This is a genomic window from Bacillus sp. K7 (assembly GCF_053903245.1).
Genome location: NZ_CP096406.1, coordinates 3,413,464 through 3,429,721, shown reverse-complemented (window position 1 = coordinate 3,429,721; position 16,258 = coordinate 3,413,464). Strand labels below are relative to the sequence as shown.

The following is a 16,258-nucleotide window of genomic DNA, read 5'->3' as shown; positions in this document are numbered from 1 at the left end:
CAAACGTGAAATTAATTGCGATTGACTTAGACGGAACCTTACTCAACAGCAAGCATCAGGTAAGCGTGGAAAATGAAAATGCGCTGCGGCAGGCGCAGCGAGACGGCATTGAAGTGGTGGTGTCGACCGGGCGCGCTCATTTTGACGTTGAGTCGATCTTTGAGCCGCTCGGAATTAAAACGTGGGTCATCAGCGCGAACGGTGCTGTCATTCACGATCCCGACGGCAGGATTTATCATCAGGAAACCATTGATAAACAGCGGGCGTATGACATTCTCACATGGCTTGAGTCGGAAAATTATTATTACGAGGTATTCACAGATTCAGCCATATATACGCCGCAAAACGGAAAGGAGCTTCTTGATGTTGAGCTGGACCGATTCAGAAGCGCGAATCCGGAAACGGATCTTTCTGTCCTTATGCAGGCGGCCGAGGTGCAATACAGCCAATCGGGCTTCGCTTACATTGACTCGTTTCAAGAGCTGTTTAGAACTGATCAGCAGATCAACTTTTATAATATTCTCGGATTTTCTTTCTTCAAGGAGAAGCTTGAGGCAGGATGGAAAAGATATGAGCATGCTGAAGATTTGACGCTTGTCAGTTCGGCTGAGCATAACTTTGAGCTCTCTGCCCGCAAAGCATCCAAGGGACAGGCGCTGATGAGGCTTGCGGAACGGCTGAATATCCCAATCGAAGAAACCGCCGCTGTCGGTGACAGCTTAAATGACAAATCGATGCTGGAGGCGGCGGGAATCGGTGTAGCGATGGGCAATGCGCGGGAAGATATCAAAGCGATGGCCGACGCAGTCACCTTGAGCAATGACGAAGACGGCGTCGCACATATGATTCATCATTTGCTGTAAGTATATTTGCTGCACCAAAAGCACATTCTGTAGATAACCGGCGTAACGGATTCTTTGGACATTCCGGCGTGACGGCTATGAACGGAAAAAAGCTGGCTCTTTTTCAAAGAGCCAGCTTTTTTTACACTCATGACTATCGGGCTGAGGCGCTTAATGTAAACAATTCTTCGAGTTCCTGTGTGGAAAGCTCGGTAATCCAGTTTTCACTTTGGATAATTTGGTCGTTCAGGGTTTGCTTCGATTCAAGCATGACATCAATTTTTTCTTCGATTGTTCCCGTTGTAATCATTTTATGAACGTGAACAAAGCGCTCTTGGCCAATGCGATAAGCCCGGTCAGTCGCTTGATTTTCGACCGCCGGATTCCACCATCTGTCATAATGGATGACGTGATTGGCGGCGGTCAAATTGAGCCCGGTGCCTCCAGCTTTGAGTGAAAGAATGAGTGTCGGGTATTCTTTCTTCTGGAATCTCTCAACGAGTGAATCCCGCTCCTGCTTAGAGAGGCTCCCGTTTAAAAATTGCACGGGTTCGCCGAACGTTTTTTCAAGCAGCCGCTTCATCATGTTCCCCATCTGAATGTATTGCGTAAAAATGAGGCAGCTTTCATTTTGGGCGCGGATCGCCGTCATCAGGTCCAGCAATTTTTCGAGCTTGACTGATCTGCCGGCCAGCAGCTCAGTTTGATCTTCTTTTAAATAGAGCGCGGGGTGATCACATATTTGCTTAAGGCGTCCAAGCATGCTGAGGATCAGCGCTTTTCGTTGCATGCCGGTCAGTGATGACATATGGTCAAATGTGTCTTTGACGAGCTGCTCATAAAGTGACGCCTGTTCGGCTGACAGCGGGATAAATTCTTTTTCTTCCAGCTTTTCAGGAAGATTAAGCGCGACCTCTTCATCCCGTTTCGTCCGCCGGAGAAGGAATGGCCGGATTAATTGCTGAAGCTGTCCGATTCTTTTTTCGTCACGGTCTTTTTCGATCGGCAGAACATAGCGTTTATGGAAGCCCGTCAGACTGCCGAGGTAGCCTTTATTCATAAAGTCAAAAATGGACCACAGCTCGGTCAAACGGTTTTCCATTGGCGTGCCGCTCAGCGCGATATGGTGAAGCCCTTTCAGCTTTCTGATTGCGCGTGATTGCTTCGTATGCGCGTTTTTAATATTTTGCGCTTCATCAAGGCAGATCGCGTTCCATGTCACAGAAGACAGCTCTTCCGAATCGGCATGAGACAGTCCGTAAGAAGTGAGTACCACGTCTGCGTTTTCGTAATGCGCCTCGAAATCATCACCTTTTGGACGGCGCGGCCCGTAATGGAGTGCGACGGACAGGTCAGGTGCAAAGGTTTGAAGCTCTCGCTGCCAGTTACCGAGTACGGATGTCGGCGCAATAATCAAATTGGGCGTTTTTTGCCGTCCGCTTTCCTTCACATGAAGAAAATAGGCGATCATTTGAATGGTTTTCCCAAGACCCATATCATCAGCCAGACAGGCGCCAAAACCGCTGTCCCGCAGAAACAGCAGCCAGTTCATGCCGTATTTCTGATAAGGGCGTAGCGTTCCTTGGAAAGAAGGACTGACTTCGTGCTCCGGCAGATTTTCCGCGGCCGTGAGCTTACGAATCAGTGACCTGAGCTGTTTGGACAGATCAAATTGTATGCCGGCAAAAGCGGATGAATCAATCAGATCTGAATCCTCAAGCCCGCCTTCTCCCTGATCCATTAGTTCGCGCGCCAGAATATCAGACATGTGAAGTCCTTCTGATTCCGCTTTTTCCATCAGGCGTTTCATTTGTTTGATAAACTGCGGATCGATTTTGACCCATTGTCCGCGGATATTTACGAGGCGCCTGTTGCTGGCGACAAGCTCGTTAAATTCAGCCTCGGTCAGCTCAATTCCATTTGTCGCAAACCGCCAGTTGAAATCAAGCAACGCGTTCATGCCGACAAATGACTCGCCGCGCGGGGCGGACGACACCTTTGCCTTTAGCATCATGTTGCTGTCTCTGACAATCTGCCACCAGGACGGCAGAAGAATTTCAACGCCCATATCGACCAGCGTCTCACTTGCTTCTGACAGGAAGATCCAGGCTTCTTCCTCTGAAATCAGCGTTGTCCCGGAATCAAATGACAGCCACGGAACCGTTCTATGAAAGCGATCCTGCTCCCGCGCGATTTTATCGCTGTACGTCTGCCACGATTTTTTAAGGCTCTTCAGCCCGTCAAAGAATTCAACGGCGCCGCTCTTTTTATCGCGTAAAAACATCTCGATTTTCCAATCGTCTCCGTCAAAGTCCGGTTCATTTAAGCGCAGGCCGACGGTAAATGGAGATTGATCGTCAATCCAGCCAATACCTTCAAGAAAATCCTCTTCATCGAGGAAATGTCCGCGAAATGACGTGACCGCAGGCGACTTCTCCGTGATATGCTCCCATCTCTCCCGCAGGTCATCGTCGTATTGGATGTAATCCTGCACAGCGGCGGAAAACCAATCCGCCGTAAAGCCTTCCAGTATATCGTCGCTGTCCTTCCAGCGAAAAACACCGTTTGTCCATGCTTCATAGTCAGGCAGAAAATCGCCATCCGCAATAAATTCATAGATGGTCGATGCCGCCTCGATCAGCGGCTCCGTTTCTTCTGTGAGCTGCACGGAACTGAATGAGTTGAACGAGTTTTTGCCGAGAAGCTCAACAGTCATCCATGGAGAAAGCAGAACAGCGGTTGTCCCGATGAAGCTGACATCCTCAAGAAAGGTACCGTAAAATGAGGATTCGTGCCATTGGAACAAATGTCTTTTCATATGGCTGTAGGGAAGGGGCTGTTCATTCTCATCAAAGGCTGAGAGCGTAAATGACCCATCTTCCATTTGTTCTACGTGGATGAGAATTTCTTTAAGACTCGCCATCAATCAACTTTCCTTTCTGCAGTTCTTCTTGAAGCGCGCGCAGGCGCTTGTAATGCGAGCTCAGCTGCTGAATATACCGCTCCCACACCTTCAGTTTTTTCGCTTTTCTGTACAGGGTGCGCAGTTTTTTCAAATACCGGGCGGCTTCCTTGTACGAGCTGCGGTTCTTCTGATCGATAAAAAAGGCCACTTCTCTGTGGTAAGCCGGAATAAGCGCTTCAGGATCGCTCGCAGCAATTTCCTTCAGCATCATTTTATCCATTTCATAGATGGAAAAGCCGACAAGACTGTGAATTTCGATCCACTCGGCGTACCTTTTTTTCTCATATAAATGATGGCTGTATTCTGTGAACGTATACGGCAGACAGCCCGCAGCATAGCGTTCAAACAGCGCTTGGCCATTGGTTTGCTTCACATAGGCATTCAGCAGAAGAAACAGCTCGCCGATCACATCTCGAATCTCTTTAAACGGCTTATCGAGTTTCGTATAACCTATCGCAATCGGTTCAATTCGCTGATACCAAGTTTTCAGCCGTTTCCAATCCTTCTTGGCAGTCATTTCACTCAGCCACTGAAACGTATACGGCAGCGCTTCCGGCGGGAATTGGCCAGCTTCCGCAAAAATCACATCATCATTCTTTTGCAGGAATTCCAAATGCAAACGCCCGAATTGCAATTCAGGAGAAAAACGCCGTCCGACTTCTTTATTCAATATGTCCCTTTCACGCGCCACCCACTTTGGCCGCGACAGCAGCGCGCTCCAAATTTCACCGAAAATGCGGATGCGTTCATATTGAAAAATGTCTTCTTTCAAAAGCAAATGCCGGATCACATCCGGTGTTTTCTCCAAAAATGGATCAAGCGCAAATGAAAGCGCGTATGTTTTTAATTTATCAATAGAGCTGTAGATCGTATCGATCAGCTGTTCAACATAAGGATTGAGGGAATAAAAGTCTTGCTCGGGGTTCAGTTTGCCCGCTTCAATCAATGTAAACATGCGAAGCCACACCGCGATCGCGGAATGAATCTGGTACAGGCTTTTCAGCTCCGGCTTGTTTGGCGTGTGCTTTTTTAAAGCGGACAGGTAGCCGTAATAGAGGCCTTGCATGTTTTGGCTGCCTTCCGGCGTTCGCGCCTGCCAGAGGGAGAACTCTGAATCAAAAAAAGCAAGCCAGCTGGAAAGCGATTCTTCATTGGGAAGCACTTTTTCCTGGAATTGCCGGCGGACGAGCTCTTTGCTTTCCTCGAGCTTTTCCCTCTCCAGCCAATGCTCTGTAAAGGTACCCACTCGCTCGAACATTGCATATACATATAAAAAAACAGCCAGCATATGGCGGCAGATTCTTCCGGACGGACATGAACAGCCGCTTTTGGCTATGACAAACAAGTTCAATGTGACCCGCACAGGCACAACATCCTGCACGTAAGCCGTAACTTCCGTCGGACTCACTGCTTGTAAACGATAGACTGAATCCTGCCGATATAAAATAAGTGCTTTTTTAATCAGCTGAACATGTTCCTCATTGTAAGGAAGCAGTTCTTTCAACTGCTCAGCGGATGCCAGCACATCGTCTTTGGAAATCATATTTTGAAGCATGATTATCGCTCCTAACCGAGTCACGTAATAAAAAGATCCAATTTCTCTATTATATCGCAACACACCGGCCTGAAAAAGTTTTTCCTAAAAAAGGACATAAAAAATGGGATGTGTCGAATGATGTATTAGAGATTGCAAATTGAGAATCGGCATCATATAATAATCGTGTTTTCAACTTAATGGAAGCTGAAAGGAAACAAGAAGATGAGTGAAAAGAAATTGAATCAAGAGGAATTTCTGAAAATTTTGATGCATGCACATGAGATTGGTGAACGGTCATCTGAGATGACGACAAAGGAAATGCTTGAAAATTTGATTTCTCATATTAAAAATGGATATGCGACATAAGAATCCCGCACGCTTCATGCGGGGTTTTTTTATGCGAGATGACGTGGCTTCCTGAATAGGATAAAAAAGGAAGTTTTGCAAATAGTGAAGATAGTGCTTTCGAAAATGTTCGCAACATAAGGTTTTGTAAAAAAATGTCGAATAATGTCATGTGAAAATCTGGAGAAATGCGGTTTCTACGTTGTATAATCGTAGATGGAAAAGGATGCTATAAGAGATTTGGAGGTATCATGGGAGAATCTACTAGTTTAAAAGAAATATTATCAACGTTAAGAAAACGCATGCTTTTGATTATGATTGTAACAGCGGCTGCCACTGCTGCCGGCGGACTTATCAGTTTCTTCGCACTTACACCCATCTATGAAAATTCAACTCAGATTCTGGTCAATCAATCGAAAAACGATCGAAAAGAAGTCCAATTTAACGATGTCCAAACCAATCTTCAGTTAATCAATACGTATAACGTCATCATTAAGAGCCCTGCCATCTTAGATGAAGTCATTAAAGAAATGGGTTTGTCGATGACGTCTCAAGAGCTGAATGACAAAATTACCGTATCCAGCGAGCAGGATTCCCAAGTGGTCAACATATCAGTCAAGGATGGAAACGCGGAAACAGCGGCTCATATTGCCAACACCATCGCATCTGTCTTTCAAGACAAAATCACAACCATTATGAATGTTGACAATGTCAGTATTCTGTCAAAAGCCGAGGTTTCAGGACATTCATCACCTGTTTCGCCAAAGCCGCTCCTAAATATTGCGATCGCGTTCGTGGCGGGATTGGCGGGAAGCGTTGGACTGGCCTTCCTGCTTGAGTATTTGGACAATACGATCAAATCGGAAGAGCAGCTCGAATCCTTGCTGGACATACCTGTTTTAGGGACGGTTTCCACCATTGCGAATGAGCAGAAAACAACGGCAAGCTTACACGGCATCCAATCTGAAAAAGCGGGGAGTGGACATTTTGGCGCTTAGAAAAAGCAGAGGGTCTTGGATGCGCAGGACTGTCATTGCGATGTCAGAGCCAAAGTCCTTGAACTCCGAGCAATATCGGACGATTCGTACAAATATAGAATTTGCTTCAGTGGACCGCCAAATGAAATCCGTGATGATTACATCGGCCAGTCCCGGCGAAGGAAAATCAACGACGGCCGCTAATCTTGCTGTCGTATTTGCCCAGCAGGGAAAAAAAGTGCTTCTGGTTGACGCTGATTTGCGAAGGCCAACAGTGCATACAGCCTTTCATCTTGAAAATATAATCGGTTTAACTTCTGTTTTATTAAGGAAAAGCTCATTGAAACAGGCTGTGCAAGCCTCAAATGAAAAACAGCTTGACGTGCTGACGAGCGGCCCGATCCCGCCAAACCCGGCCGAGCTTCTCTCCTCAAAGGGGATGAAAGAACTTGCCGACGAAGCGTGTGCGGCATATGACATGGTTATCTTTGATACGCCGCCTATTCTCGCTGTAGCGGACGCACAGATTTTAGGGAGCGTGGCTGACGGTTCTATTTTGGTTATTTCAAGCGGGAAAACAGAAAAAGAACGAGCCGCAAAAGCGAAAGAGGCACTTGAATCGTGCAATAGCAAGCTCCTTGGAGCGATTATGAATGGGAAAAAGCGTTCGAGGAATGCAGCATACGGATACTATGGAAACAAGGATAACTTCATACAAAATAAATAACGTGCATTTTGCCCGTTATTTATTTTTGCGAAAAAAAGGGGGCTAAGACATGATAGATATTCACTGTCACATTCTTCCGGCAATGGATGACGGGGCAAGCGCTTCGGCCGAAAGCATAGAAATGGCAAGAGCCGCTGTTCACCAGGGAATCCGAACCATTGTAGCGACACCGCATCATAAGAACGGTGTGTATGAAAACGAGCCGGCGGCAGTTAAAGAAGCGGCAGCTCAGTTAAACAAACGTTTAATCAAAGAAGACATCCCGTTAACCGTGGTTCCGGGTCAGGAAATCAGAATATACGGCGATTTGGAGCGGGACCTTGCTGAACGGCAGCTGCTCCCGCTGAATGATACAAAATACATCCTGATTGAGTTTCCGTTTGATCAGGTTCCCCGCTATGCGGAGCGGCTCTTTTATGATTTGCAGCTGAAAGGCTATATCCCGGTTATCGCCCATCCGGAACGGAACATGGAAATACGCGAAAACCCGTCGCTTCTGTATCATCTTGTGGAAAAAGGAGCGGCAGCTCAGATTACGTCAGGTAGTCTTGCGGGGATTTTCGGAAAACAGCTGAAAGCCTTTTCTCTTCGGCTGGCTGAAGCCAATATGATTCATTTCGTAGCCTCAGATGCCCATAATCTGAAAACAAGAGACTTTCGTTACCAGGAAGCTTTTGCTGTTCTTGAGAAAAAATTCGGAACGGATTTACCCTATATGCTGAAGGAAAACGCCGAGCTCCTGCTGCAAAATCAGACAATCTTCAGACAGCCTCCGCAGCCGGTCAAAAGAAGAAAATTATTTGGGCTCTTGTAAACAGCCGATTCTCCTATCACCACTTTCTTTCTGAGCGCGATATAATAGTATATTGTATGATTGAATCACATTTCAGAAATCTGTACAGGCTGCACCCGACAGGCTAAGCGGGAGATCATCCGCATTCATGATAGGATGTTCTCATACGATAATACGAAGCTGCAAAGCAGCAATTTAACTGTTGGAGGGAAACAATGAATATAACAGTCATCGGAACAGGTTATGTCGGTCTTGTGACAGGTGTTTCTCTTTCTGAGATTGGACATCATGTAACCTGCATTGATATTGACGCTCACAAGATTGATGAAATGAGAAAGGGCATTTCCCCCATATTTGAACCGGGTCTTGAAGAGCTGATGAGCAAAAATACAGCTGGTGGACGGCTGAATTTTGAAACGAGTTATGAGAAAGGCTTGGCGCTGGCAGACATTATTTTTATAGCGGTCGGAACACCGCAGAAAAGCGACGGGCACGCCAATCTGGAGCATATTACAGATGCGGCCAAACGCATCGCCCGGCATGTGAAACGGGATACTATCATCGTAACGAAAAGCACAGTGCCCGTCGGGACAAACGATTTGATTGAGGGGCTGATCCATCAACATCTTGCGGAGCCTGTCAGCATCTCGGTCGCATCCAATCCTGAGTTTTTGCGTGAAGGGTCGGCAATCTATGACACGTTCCACGGCGACAGGATCGTCATCGGAACAGCGGACCAGGCAACAGCCAAGACGCTTGCGGAGCTTTTCCGCCCGTTCCAAATCCCGATTTATCAGACGGATATCCGAAGCGCCGAGATGATCAAATATGCCTCAAATGCTTTTCTAGCCACTAAGATCAGTTTTATCAATGAGATTTCGAATATATGTGAAAAAGTCGGCGCCGATATTGAAGCGGTCGCGTACGGCATGGGACAGGATCAGCGAATCGGAGGCCAGTTTTTAAAAGCCGGCATAGGCTACGGCGGCTCTTGTTTTCCGAAGGACACAAACGCCCTCGTACAAATTGCCGGCAATGTCGAGCATGATTTTGAACTGCTGAAATCGGTCATCAAAGTCAACAATAATCAGCAGGCGATGCTGGTAGATAAAGCGCTGAACAGGCTCGGCGGGGTGACGGGAAAAACGATTGCCCTTTTGGGACTGTCATTTAAACCAAATACGGATGATATGAGGGAAGCGCCGTCGATTGTCATCGCAAACCGTCTCGCTGCGCTCGACGCCCATATGAGAGCCTACGATCCCATTGCCACGGACCATGCGAAGCGTGTTCTGCCAGAAGCCGTTGAATATAAAGAGACAATCGAGGAAGCCGTCAAAGGCGCTGACGCTGTCATGATTTTAACCGACTGGGCCGACATTAAACAATTCCCGTTAGCGGCCTATCAGAACTTGATGGAAACGCCGCTCATCTTTGACGGCAGAAATTGCTACACATTAGATGAAGCAGCTGCTGCAGGGGTGGAGTATTATTCTGTTGGACGGAAGGCTGTTGTTCCGGCAGGTGCAATTCAATAGTTGGAAAAGAGAAAACTGGCTGGGAGCCAGTTTTTTCTATTTTACTAAGATCTAAAGCGAAAAAAATAACAAAATCAGAATGTGCTCTTTCGACAAGAGACACATCATGAATATCTGTTTCTTTCAAGTGCCTTTATCACTACGACTTTAGGTGTTTGTATCTTTGAAATCGCTCTCATTAGCTGCAAGACGAACAAAAACAAGATGATAGACCTACGAATTGTGAGTGTTATAAGCCTAATTTAAGCCGTTTACCCTATTTATGCCGCCTTCTGGCTATTTTAAAATATAATATATGGAAATAAAGTATGGAAAAGTCTATCTTCATTAGCCCCTCCATACGACTTTTTGAGTATTAAGAGGTGATTCAGATGGGTTATGAAAGTAAGCTGGCGGATATCAAAAGTTCGCTCAACGGAAAAATTTCCGATATCGAAGACAAGATCGAAAAGCTGAAAAAAGCAAAAAAGGACATAGACACACTGCAAGAAGAGGCCATTACAGAAATCAAAGACATTGTGAAACCGGATTTGGGCAAGCACTGGACGGGAACAAAAGCGGATGATTTTGACAAGGGCAGAGAAGAGGCGAAATCGGAAGCTTCCAAGATTGTGAATGATAAGTATAACGAGTATATGGGTTCTATTAACGGAAAAATTTTAGATCTTGAAGTGGAAAAAGTCAAATATGCGTCGGAATTGATCATAGCAAATGGTGCAGCAGATCTTCTTAAAAAGGGAGAAGAATTCGCGGAAGAAGTCGGAAATACAATTAGACAACTAAAATGGTGGTGATCTTTTTTTATGTCAGAAATTAAGCTGAAATACGACACTGTTATCAAAACATTGGATTCTGTCAAAGATGCGCTGGCTGATGTATCAATCGGAGCCGCGGGATCCAATGGGAAAAACAATCTGGAATATACGAAAAAGTACCATGAGCGCGAGGCAAGCATTAAAACCATGCTGGGCGATTATAAAAAAGCCGTCCAAAAAAACATAGAAGACACGAAAGACAATGTTGATTCACTGAAGGAGCAGGACGAGGCAATTGGCGCAAAATAGCATAGAAAGGGCTGTGCAATGGGTAAAGTATTCGAATCAAAGACTTTAATCGAAGAAGCGAAGAGCAGAAAAAAGCAATATGAAACGCTTGAAGAGCAGTTAGAAACCCTAAAAAAAGCATTTCAGGCTGTAGCCGATCTAGGCCAAGATTTTACAGGGAAAGGCGCAGACAACATCAAAGATTTTTTTCAAGGACAGGCGGATATTGTAGACACGTGGCTGAAGCTTGTCTCGGCACAAATTGCTTTTTTAAAAGGGATTTCAGGGGATATCAAAGAAAAAGAATTGAAAGATCATTATGTGGAAACGTCATATCTGGAAAACGAGCTGCCAAACGGGAGTTTGAAAGCGTCTGAAATCGTCTCCGCGCACAAATTGGAGATTGATAACATTCTCGCCGATCTTTTCGGCATTTTGGATTTATCCTCTTATTCTCTTGACGATTACGCCGACAAGATGTACGGTGCACAGAAAATCCGGCTCGATACGATTACAGCGATTGATGAACTGGACGAGTCATTGACCACAGAATATCAAAACCTGCAGTCGCTCGATAATGCCGTGCTTGCAAAGTACACCGCTTTAATGCAAGCGACAAGCAAAGGAAAAAGCGCCTCTCCCATTCACTACAACAAAAAAGCATTCACCTCAAGCGAAGTGTATAAAGGTGCGATAGAAGCGGAAAAACAAGCGACTTCTTATATTGAGGCGAAAGAACAGCAAGCAGAAGCAAGGCGCCTTCAAGAAAAAGCGGAAGAAGAAGCGAATAAACCATGGTACGAAAAAACATGGGATGGCGTCTGCACCTTCACAGGCGAAGTCACCGGCTATTATGATACGATAAGAGCAACCGAAGGCTACGACCCTGTCACAGGAGAAAAACTTTCCACAGCCGAACGCGTCACAGCCGGCGCCATGGCAGCCGCAGGGTACATCCCGGTCGTCGGCTGGGCAGGCCGCGCCTTCAAAGGCGGAAAAGCCATCTACAAAACCGGAAAAGCGGCTATTGCCGCAGAACACGCTTTAGACGCCTACAAAACAAGCAAATCCTTAGACATTCTCAAAATGTCAGAAATGGGCGCATACGGCCTTGTTGCTTCTAACGGATTCTCAGAAGCGGTCACAGGACGGGATATGTTTGGTAACGAAGTGTCAGAGGAGAAGCGGAAGCAAGGTGCGCTGGAAGCGGCTTTGAGTTTGGTTGGTGCAGGGGCACTGGCGAAACATGTAGATAAAGGCATACCGTTTGCAACTCATTCAAAAGTCAAACAAGCTAACAAGACACTAGAAAAAGTAAAACAATTCAAAGTCCCAACAAACGTCCGCGTCTATGCAGAACGCCCTGTAACCCCGGATGGCTCCACATTCGGAATCCCGACAGTCCGTGTAGATGTGGAAAAGACGGCTGTGAAGGATCTTGGGATTGTGAAGATGGCGAGTAGCCAGTCGAAAAAACCTAAATGGGTGGAAAAACCTGAGGGGATGACTCAAAATGATTACGTTGCTCATAATGGTACTAACTACAGTAAAAAGAAACGGACTGAAGAATACAACGCTGCGATAGCTGACAGAGAGAAGATTGTTGGAGACAATTCAAATGGATATCGTTTAAAGGAACCAACTAAATGGATGGAAGACAGCGGCATGGTACAAATAAAAGAAAGGTTAAAAAGAAAGTCTTGGACAGATAAGGATGGATTTAATTGGCAATGGGATTCCCAACATGGCAAATTAGAAAAGTGGAACCGCAGAAGAACAGAGCATTTAGGAGAGTTTGATCCTGTAACTGGTAAGCAGACGAAAAAAGGCGAGCCTTCAAGAAGATGGGATGGTTAAATACTATGAAACATGGAATCAGATTTATTGTTGAATATCCTGAAATCGGTGACTTGCTTCATCGGCTATTTGTGAATAGGGAATTAGACGAATGGTACAAGAACAAATGTGCAGAGAAAGTAAAAGTGCCTGATGAATTTAATCAAATAAAAGGTTTGAAAAAAATTGAAGTTAGAGATTTGAAAAATCCTTCAGGAGAAATTAATTTCCACTTGCAAGATCTTTCTGGGCAAAACGGATTTCATTTAGAGCAACAAATCAATATGAAAGTATCTAAATTAGCTCCTGTTTATGTATTAGATTATAGTTATTCCCTAAGACACGATTTAATCGATGGCGTTTATGATATTGTAGGGACCGCTGAATCTTTAGAATTCATTCAAGGAACGAACTATATCAATAAAATAATGCAAGAGAAAGGGTTTATCGAACTCAGTTATTTGTATGATTACTACGATACTGTGTATGAGTGGAGTGAATTGCCACATATTCAGCCTTTCAACAGAAGATTAACATTAGGAGATGCCTTGTTTACTGATGTATTAGAATTGCTATAGTTAAAAACTTGCCGTGTTATCATCGGCAAGTTTTTTTACAGATAGGATAACAATGTTGAGTGCAAGGAGAAGCGGGATGGATAGAGATCAAATTTCACAATTGCAGCCATTAAAAGTGTGTAATGACTGGTCTGTAGTACTGAACAATTTAAACTCAGAAAAAAGCACGGAAGAAAAATATAAACTACTAAAACTACAAAATGAAAAACGCAATGTCATTATTAAGGTAATATATAAAGATGATCAGTACTATATCAAAGTGGTCGGCTTAAAAACAGATGAGATTTATGAAGAAGTATCTTTTGACGAAATAGAACAATTATTAGAAGAGTTAGAATATCGAATCTGGAGTGTAGGAAGTGGAGTTTTAGAGGGTTTGCAGCCACTAAGCCAACAGGTTCCTAATTTTTTAAGGCTTAAGATACCAGCTGGTTGGACTGTTGATTATATTACATTAAAAGATACTGAACCTAAGACTCTAGAGGCAAATGATGATGCTTGGTTATTTGACTTTAATCAAGATCTCCTGCAAATTTCTCATAAAACAAAAAATTTGTTGCTTGATGTAGGGTGGTACCCAGAAGGGGATCCTACTGGTAGCTATGGCATTGAATTGATAAAAAACGGAGATTGGGAAAATCCTGTTGAGGATATTATATGCACTGAACTTAAAGAATTAATTAAACACTTAGATCATATTTTTATGAAAGAAATTAAAAATGAATACTAATAAAAAAGCAGGATTTTTCCAATTAGGCATCATTTGTCTAATTAGACTATTGACAGGAGCTTTCGCAAGTCAGAGATTAGAATATCATCAGATAGAAGTAAACTAGCTAACTATAGAGGTTATGATTGTGAGAAAACATGTTAAATTAGATGTCCCAAAAGCAAATTTACATCCCATAAGAATAACACAAGGTTGGAAGGTGAATTATAATCATTTTGTTGAAATAGATCCAAGAACTTTAGAACCGAATGACGAAGCTTGGTTTTTGTTCACAGACAGTTTGTTGCAGCTTTATCATGAACAATCCTCAATAACGCTTGACTTAGGATGGAATCCTGATATGTCGCCTGAAGGTAGTTATCTGGTTTTAATAGTTAAATATAATGATTGGGAAAATCCTATTAAAGAATTTTCATCAGATGATTATAAAAAAGTGATTTTATTCATTGAACATCATTTAAAACAAGTAACAACTACTTGGTGGAAGTAGGTTTAAGTATTAATGTTTAATGGGTGGGAATTATCCTCATGGAATTTCTTATCGCCTTGAAAGCACCTGAGCAGAGAAGTCTAATGTAAGAAGTAAAGAGAGGAAAACCATTGAAATGCAAATACATCAAGTTCACGATTTTCATCTAAAAAATGAATCCGATTTTGTTCAAACACAACAATCCCTTCAACCTCAAATCAATCTATCACCCACCATCACCCCAGACTCCATCAACACATGCGCGGGTGTCGACCTCGCTTATTGGGAGCAGGACGGCGAACCATACGGGGTGTGCAGCATTATGGTGATGGATGCTGAGACGAAAGAAGTCATAGAAAAAGTGCACAGCATGGGGAAAATCAGCGTGCCGTATGTTGCCGGTTTTCTTGCGTTTCGGGAACTGCCGCTGATCATCGAGGCGGCGAAAAAACTGGAAACGGAGCCGGATGTGTTTTTGTTTGATGGCAACGGGTATCTGCATTACAACCATATGGGCGTTGCCACCCATGCGGCTTTTTTTCTGGGGAAGCCGACGATTGGGATTGCGAAAACTTATCTCAAAATCAAAGGCTGTGATTTCGAGATGCCTGAAAATGAAGTTGGCGCCTATACCGATATTATCATTGACGGCGAGGTATATGGCCGTGCCCTGCGGACGCGTCGTGACGTGAAGCCTATCTTTTTGTCTTGCGGAAATCATATTGATTTAGAAAGCAGCTATCAGATCACGATGACCCTGATCAATCAACAAAGCAGGCTGCCAATCCCTGTCCGTCTAGCTGATCTAGAGACACATGTCTTGCGAACGTTCTATCAGAAAAACCACGTGTAACACTTGCAGACCGAGAACTGCAAGTGTTTTTTACTGGTTCCTCCTGTATAGCTCGTTTATATATACAGACGGGGCTTCTCCTGTGACCCGTTTGAACACTCTGCTGAAGTAATAAGGGTTAGAAAAGCCTAATGTGCTGCTGACTTCAGTTACGTTTAAGTTGCTTGTTTTGAATAGATCAATTGCCTGTGCGATCAGCAGTTCATTTTTATAGGCTGTGATGCTTTTCCCAGTTTGCTTTTTGAAAAGGGAGGAAAGGTAGGCATAATTCATTTCTAACTCGTTCTCAAAATCTTTGCTGACCAGTTTTGCATGCTTGTTACGATGCAGAAATTCAATCATTCGGCTGATGATCCTTGAAGAGCGGGTGCCGGCCTGGCCATTTATCGCATTGCTATACAGGTCAATAAACAATTGATAGGTGAGTGAACACGCTTGGAGCGTGCTGAAAGCACTTGGCGAGTCTAAGGCATGAATCATGCTGCTCAGTTGTTTTTCTGTGTACTCACGATGAGAGACAGATCCACTTTTTGGAAAGGTTAATTGCGATGAATAGGTGCGATCGAGAAGGATTGGTGAATTGTGAAATGGAGAAAACTCGTCCTTCTGATCCAGAGAAGGATCGGCATAAAAATGAATGTAGTACCATTCGGTGCCGGGTGTGTAAAAATCGCCTCCCCAATGCGGTGTATTATTTTTAAGAAAAAGATATCCTCCCGCTTGAATGCGGTACTCATTTTCTTTCTCAAATACATGGATTGCGCCGTGTTTTACGTAAAAAAAGACATTGATGCTTTCCATCGTCCTGTCAGGATGCCGTAACGTCCCTTCTATATCCTTCATATGTCCGGCCTCACGGATTTTAGGGAGATGATTGGCTTGGAGTTTGACTTCATACATGGCTTCACCATCTTTCGCTATACTTATCTCCAGTGTAACGGGTTTCATCTAAAAAAAGGATATGTTTTTGATAAATAGTGAATTCACATTCCTTATCATCATTTGGATAATGAAAGCATCATCAT

The 16,258-nt window shown here is 44.2% G+C and carries 16 protein-coding genes; 13 read left to right on the top strand and 3 right to left on the bottom strand.

Features of this window, described 5'->3' with window-relative positions; genetic code table 11:
- The first annotated feature begins 5 nt into the window (after window positions 1-5).
- Window positions 6-863 carry a Cof-type HAD-IIB family hydrolase gene (locus M1D98_RS17495; protein ID WP_456279789.1) on the top strand — a complete coding sequence of 286 codons (858 nt, stop codon included), beginning with the start codon at window positions 6-8 and terminating at the stop codon, window positions 861-863.
- Between the two features lie 133 nt (window positions 864-996).
- On the opposite strand, the gene M1D98_RS17490 is transcribed toward M1D98_RS17495, so the two are convergent.
- Both M1D98_RS17490 and M1D98_RS17485 read right to left on the bottom strand, forming a co-directional pair.
- Window positions 997-3,765: an SNF2-related protein gene (locus tag M1D98_RS17490; protein WP_435576299.1), complete on the bottom strand. Its 2,769-nt coding sequence runs from the start codon at window positions 3,763-3,765 to the stop codon at window positions 997-999.
- A complete protein-coding gene (locus M1D98_RS17485) occupies window positions 3,752-5,362 on the bottom strand; it encodes an SWIM zinc finger family protein (protein ID WP_456279788.1) in 1,611 nt (536 codons plus the stop codon). The genes M1D98_RS17490 and M1D98_RS17485 overlap by 14 nt, the downstream gene beginning before the upstream one ends.
- Window positions 5,363-5,566: 204 nt before the next feature.
- Here M1D98_RS17485 and M1D98_RS17480 point away from each other — a divergent pair, with 204 nt between their 5' ends.
- The 12 genes from M1D98_RS17480 to M1D98_RS17425 all read left to right on the top strand — a co-directional run bounded on the left by M1D98_RS17480 (window position 5,567) and on the right by M1D98_RS17425 (window position 15,233).
- The gene (locus M1D98_RS17480) at window positions 5,567-5,710 is read left to right on the top strand and encodes a hypothetical protein (RefSeq protein WP_003221769.1); all 144 of its coding nucleotides are present in this window, start codon (window positions 5,567-5,569) and stop codon (window positions 5,708-5,710) included.
- A 230-nt stretch (window positions 5,711-5,940) separates the two neighbouring features.
- The gene (locus tag M1D98_RS17475; RefSeq protein WP_435576297.1) at window positions 5,941-6,687 is read left to right on the top strand and encodes a Wzz/FepE/Etk N-terminal domain-containing protein; all 747 of its coding nucleotides are present in this window, start codon (window positions 5,941-5,943) and stop codon (window positions 6,685-6,687) included.
- Window positions 6,677-7,393 carry a CpsD/CapB family tyrosine-protein kinase gene (locus M1D98_RS17470; RefSeq protein ID WP_121643451.1) on the top strand — a complete coding sequence of 239 codons (717 nt, stop codon included), beginning with the start codon at window positions 6,677-6,679 and terminating at the stop codon, window positions 7,391-7,393. Before M1D98_RS17475 ends, M1D98_RS17470 begins: the two co-directional genes overlap by 11 nt.
- A gap of 49 nt (window positions 7,394-7,442) precedes the next feature.
- On the top strand, window positions 7,443-8,207 hold the full coding sequence (locus M1D98_RS17465) for a tyrosine-protein phosphatase (protein WP_456279787.1): 765 nt from the start codon (window positions 7,443-7,445) through the stop codon (window positions 8,205-8,207).
- Window positions 8,208-8,401: 194 nt separating this feature from the next.
- Entirely contained in the window at window positions 8,402-9,724 is a 1,323-nt protein-coding gene (locus M1D98_RS17460; RefSeq protein WP_456279786.1) for a UDP-glucose dehydrogenase family protein, read from the top strand.
- A 371-nt stretch (window positions 9,725-10,095) separates the two neighbouring features.
- A complete protein-coding gene (locus M1D98_RS17455) occupies window positions 10,096-10,518 on the top strand; it encodes a YwqH-like family protein (RefSeq protein ID WP_268552155.1) in 423 nt (140 codons plus the stop codon).
- 9 nt (window positions 10,519-10,527) lie between these two features.
- A complete protein-coding gene (locus tag M1D98_RS17450; RefSeq protein WP_010328853.1) occupies window positions 10,528-10,788 on the top strand; it encodes a YwqI/YxiC family protein in 261 nt (86 codons plus the stop codon).
- A gap of 18 nt (window positions 10,789-10,806) precedes the next feature.
- Entirely contained in the window at window positions 10,807-12,624 is a 1,818-nt protein-coding gene (locus M1D98_RS17445) for a T7SS effector LXG polymorphic toxin (RefSeq protein ID WP_456279785.1), read from the top strand.
- 5 nt (window positions 12,625-12,629) lie between these two features.
- Window positions 12,630-13,181 carry a hypothetical protein gene (locus M1D98_RS17440; protein ID WP_252688712.1) on the top strand — a complete coding sequence of 184 codons (552 nt, stop codon included), beginning with the start codon at window positions 12,630-12,632 and terminating at the stop codon, window positions 13,179-13,181.
- A 76-nt stretch (window positions 13,182-13,257) separates the two neighbouring features.
- Window positions 13,258-13,911, top strand: a complete 654-nt coding sequence (locus M1D98_RS17435; RefSeq protein WP_039075264.1) for a hypothetical protein — start codon at window positions 13,258-13,260, stop codon at window positions 13,909-13,911.
- Between the two features lie 121 nt (window positions 13,912-14,032).
- Window positions 14,033-14,401 (top strand): hypothetical protein, encoded by a 369-nt coding sequence (locus tag M1D98_RS17430; protein ID WP_252688714.1) that lies wholly within the window; start codon window positions 14,033-14,035, stop codon window positions 14,399-14,401.
- A gap of 115 nt (window positions 14,402-14,516) precedes the next feature.
- Window positions 14,517-15,233, top strand: coding sequence for an endonuclease V (locus M1D98_RS17425; RefSeq protein WP_435576295.1), 717 nt, complete (start codon window positions 14,517-14,519; stop codon window positions 15,231-15,233).
- Window positions 15,234-15,263: 30 nt separating this feature from the next.
- Here M1D98_RS17425 and M1D98_RS17420 read toward each other — a convergent pair whose 3' ends face one another.
- Window positions 15,264-16,133: a helix-turn-helix domain-containing protein gene (locus M1D98_RS17420; protein WP_435576294.1), complete on the bottom strand. Its 870-nt coding sequence runs from the start codon at window positions 16,131-16,133 to the stop codon at window positions 15,264-15,266.
- Between the last annotated feature and the right edge of the window lie 125 nt (window positions 16,134-16,258).

Bases quoted from the DNA above. Each gene is read 5' to 3' on its own strand.
- M1D98_RS17430 (WP_252688714.1), top strand. From the start codon at position 14,033: ATGATTGTGAGAAAACATGTTAAATTAGATGTCCCAAAAGCAAATTTA.
- M1D98_RS17465 (WP_456279787.1), top strand. From the start codon at position 7,443: ATGATAGATATTCACTGTCACATTCTTCCGGCAATGGATGACGGGGCA.
- M1D98_RS17455 (WP_268552155.1), top strand. From the start codon at position 10,096: ATGGGTTATGAAAGTAAGCTGGCGGATATCAAAAGTTCGCTCAACGGA.
- M1D98_RS17485 (WP_456279788.1), bottom strand. From the start codon at position 5,362: ATGCTTCAAAATATGATTTCCAAAGACGATGTGCTGGCATCCGCTGAG.
- M1D98_RS17450 (WP_010328853.1), top strand. From the start codon at position 10,528: ATGTCAGAAATTAAGCTGAAATACGACACTGTTATCAAAACATTGGAT.
- M1D98_RS17475 (WP_435576297.1), top strand. From the start codon at position 5,941: ATGGGAGAATCTACTAGTTTAAAAGAAATATTATCAACGTTAAGAAAA.
- M1D98_RS17460 (WP_456279786.1), top strand. From the start codon at position 8,402: ATGAATATAACAGTCATCGGAACAGGTTATGTCGGTCTTGTGACAGGT.
- M1D98_RS17425 (WP_435576295.1), top strand. From the start codon at position 14,517: ATGCAAATACATCAAGTTCACGATTTTCATCTAAAAAATGAATCCGAT.
- M1D98_RS17435 (WP_039075264.1), top strand. From the start codon at position 13,258: ATGGATAGAGATCAAATTTCACAATTGCAGCCATTAAAAGTGTGTAAT.
- M1D98_RS17420 (WP_435576294.1), bottom strand. From the start codon at position 16,133: ATGTATGAAGTCAAACTCCAAGCCAATCATCTCCCTAAAATCCGTGAG.
- M1D98_RS17445 (WP_456279785.1), top strand. From the start codon at position 10,807: ATGGGTAAAGTATTCGAATCAAAGACTTTAATCGAAGAAGCGAAGAGC.
- M1D98_RS17440 (WP_252688712.1), top strand. From the start codon at position 12,630: ATGAAACATGGAATCAGATTTATTGTTGAATATCCTGAAATCGGTGAC.
- M1D98_RS17490 (WP_435576299.1), bottom strand. From the start codon at position 3,765: ATGGCGAGTCTTAAAGAAATTCTCATCCACGTAGAACAAATGGAAGAT.
- M1D98_RS17480 (WP_003221769.1), top strand. From the start codon at position 5,567: ATGAGTGAAAAGAAATTGAATCAAGAGGAATTTCTGAAAATTTTGATG.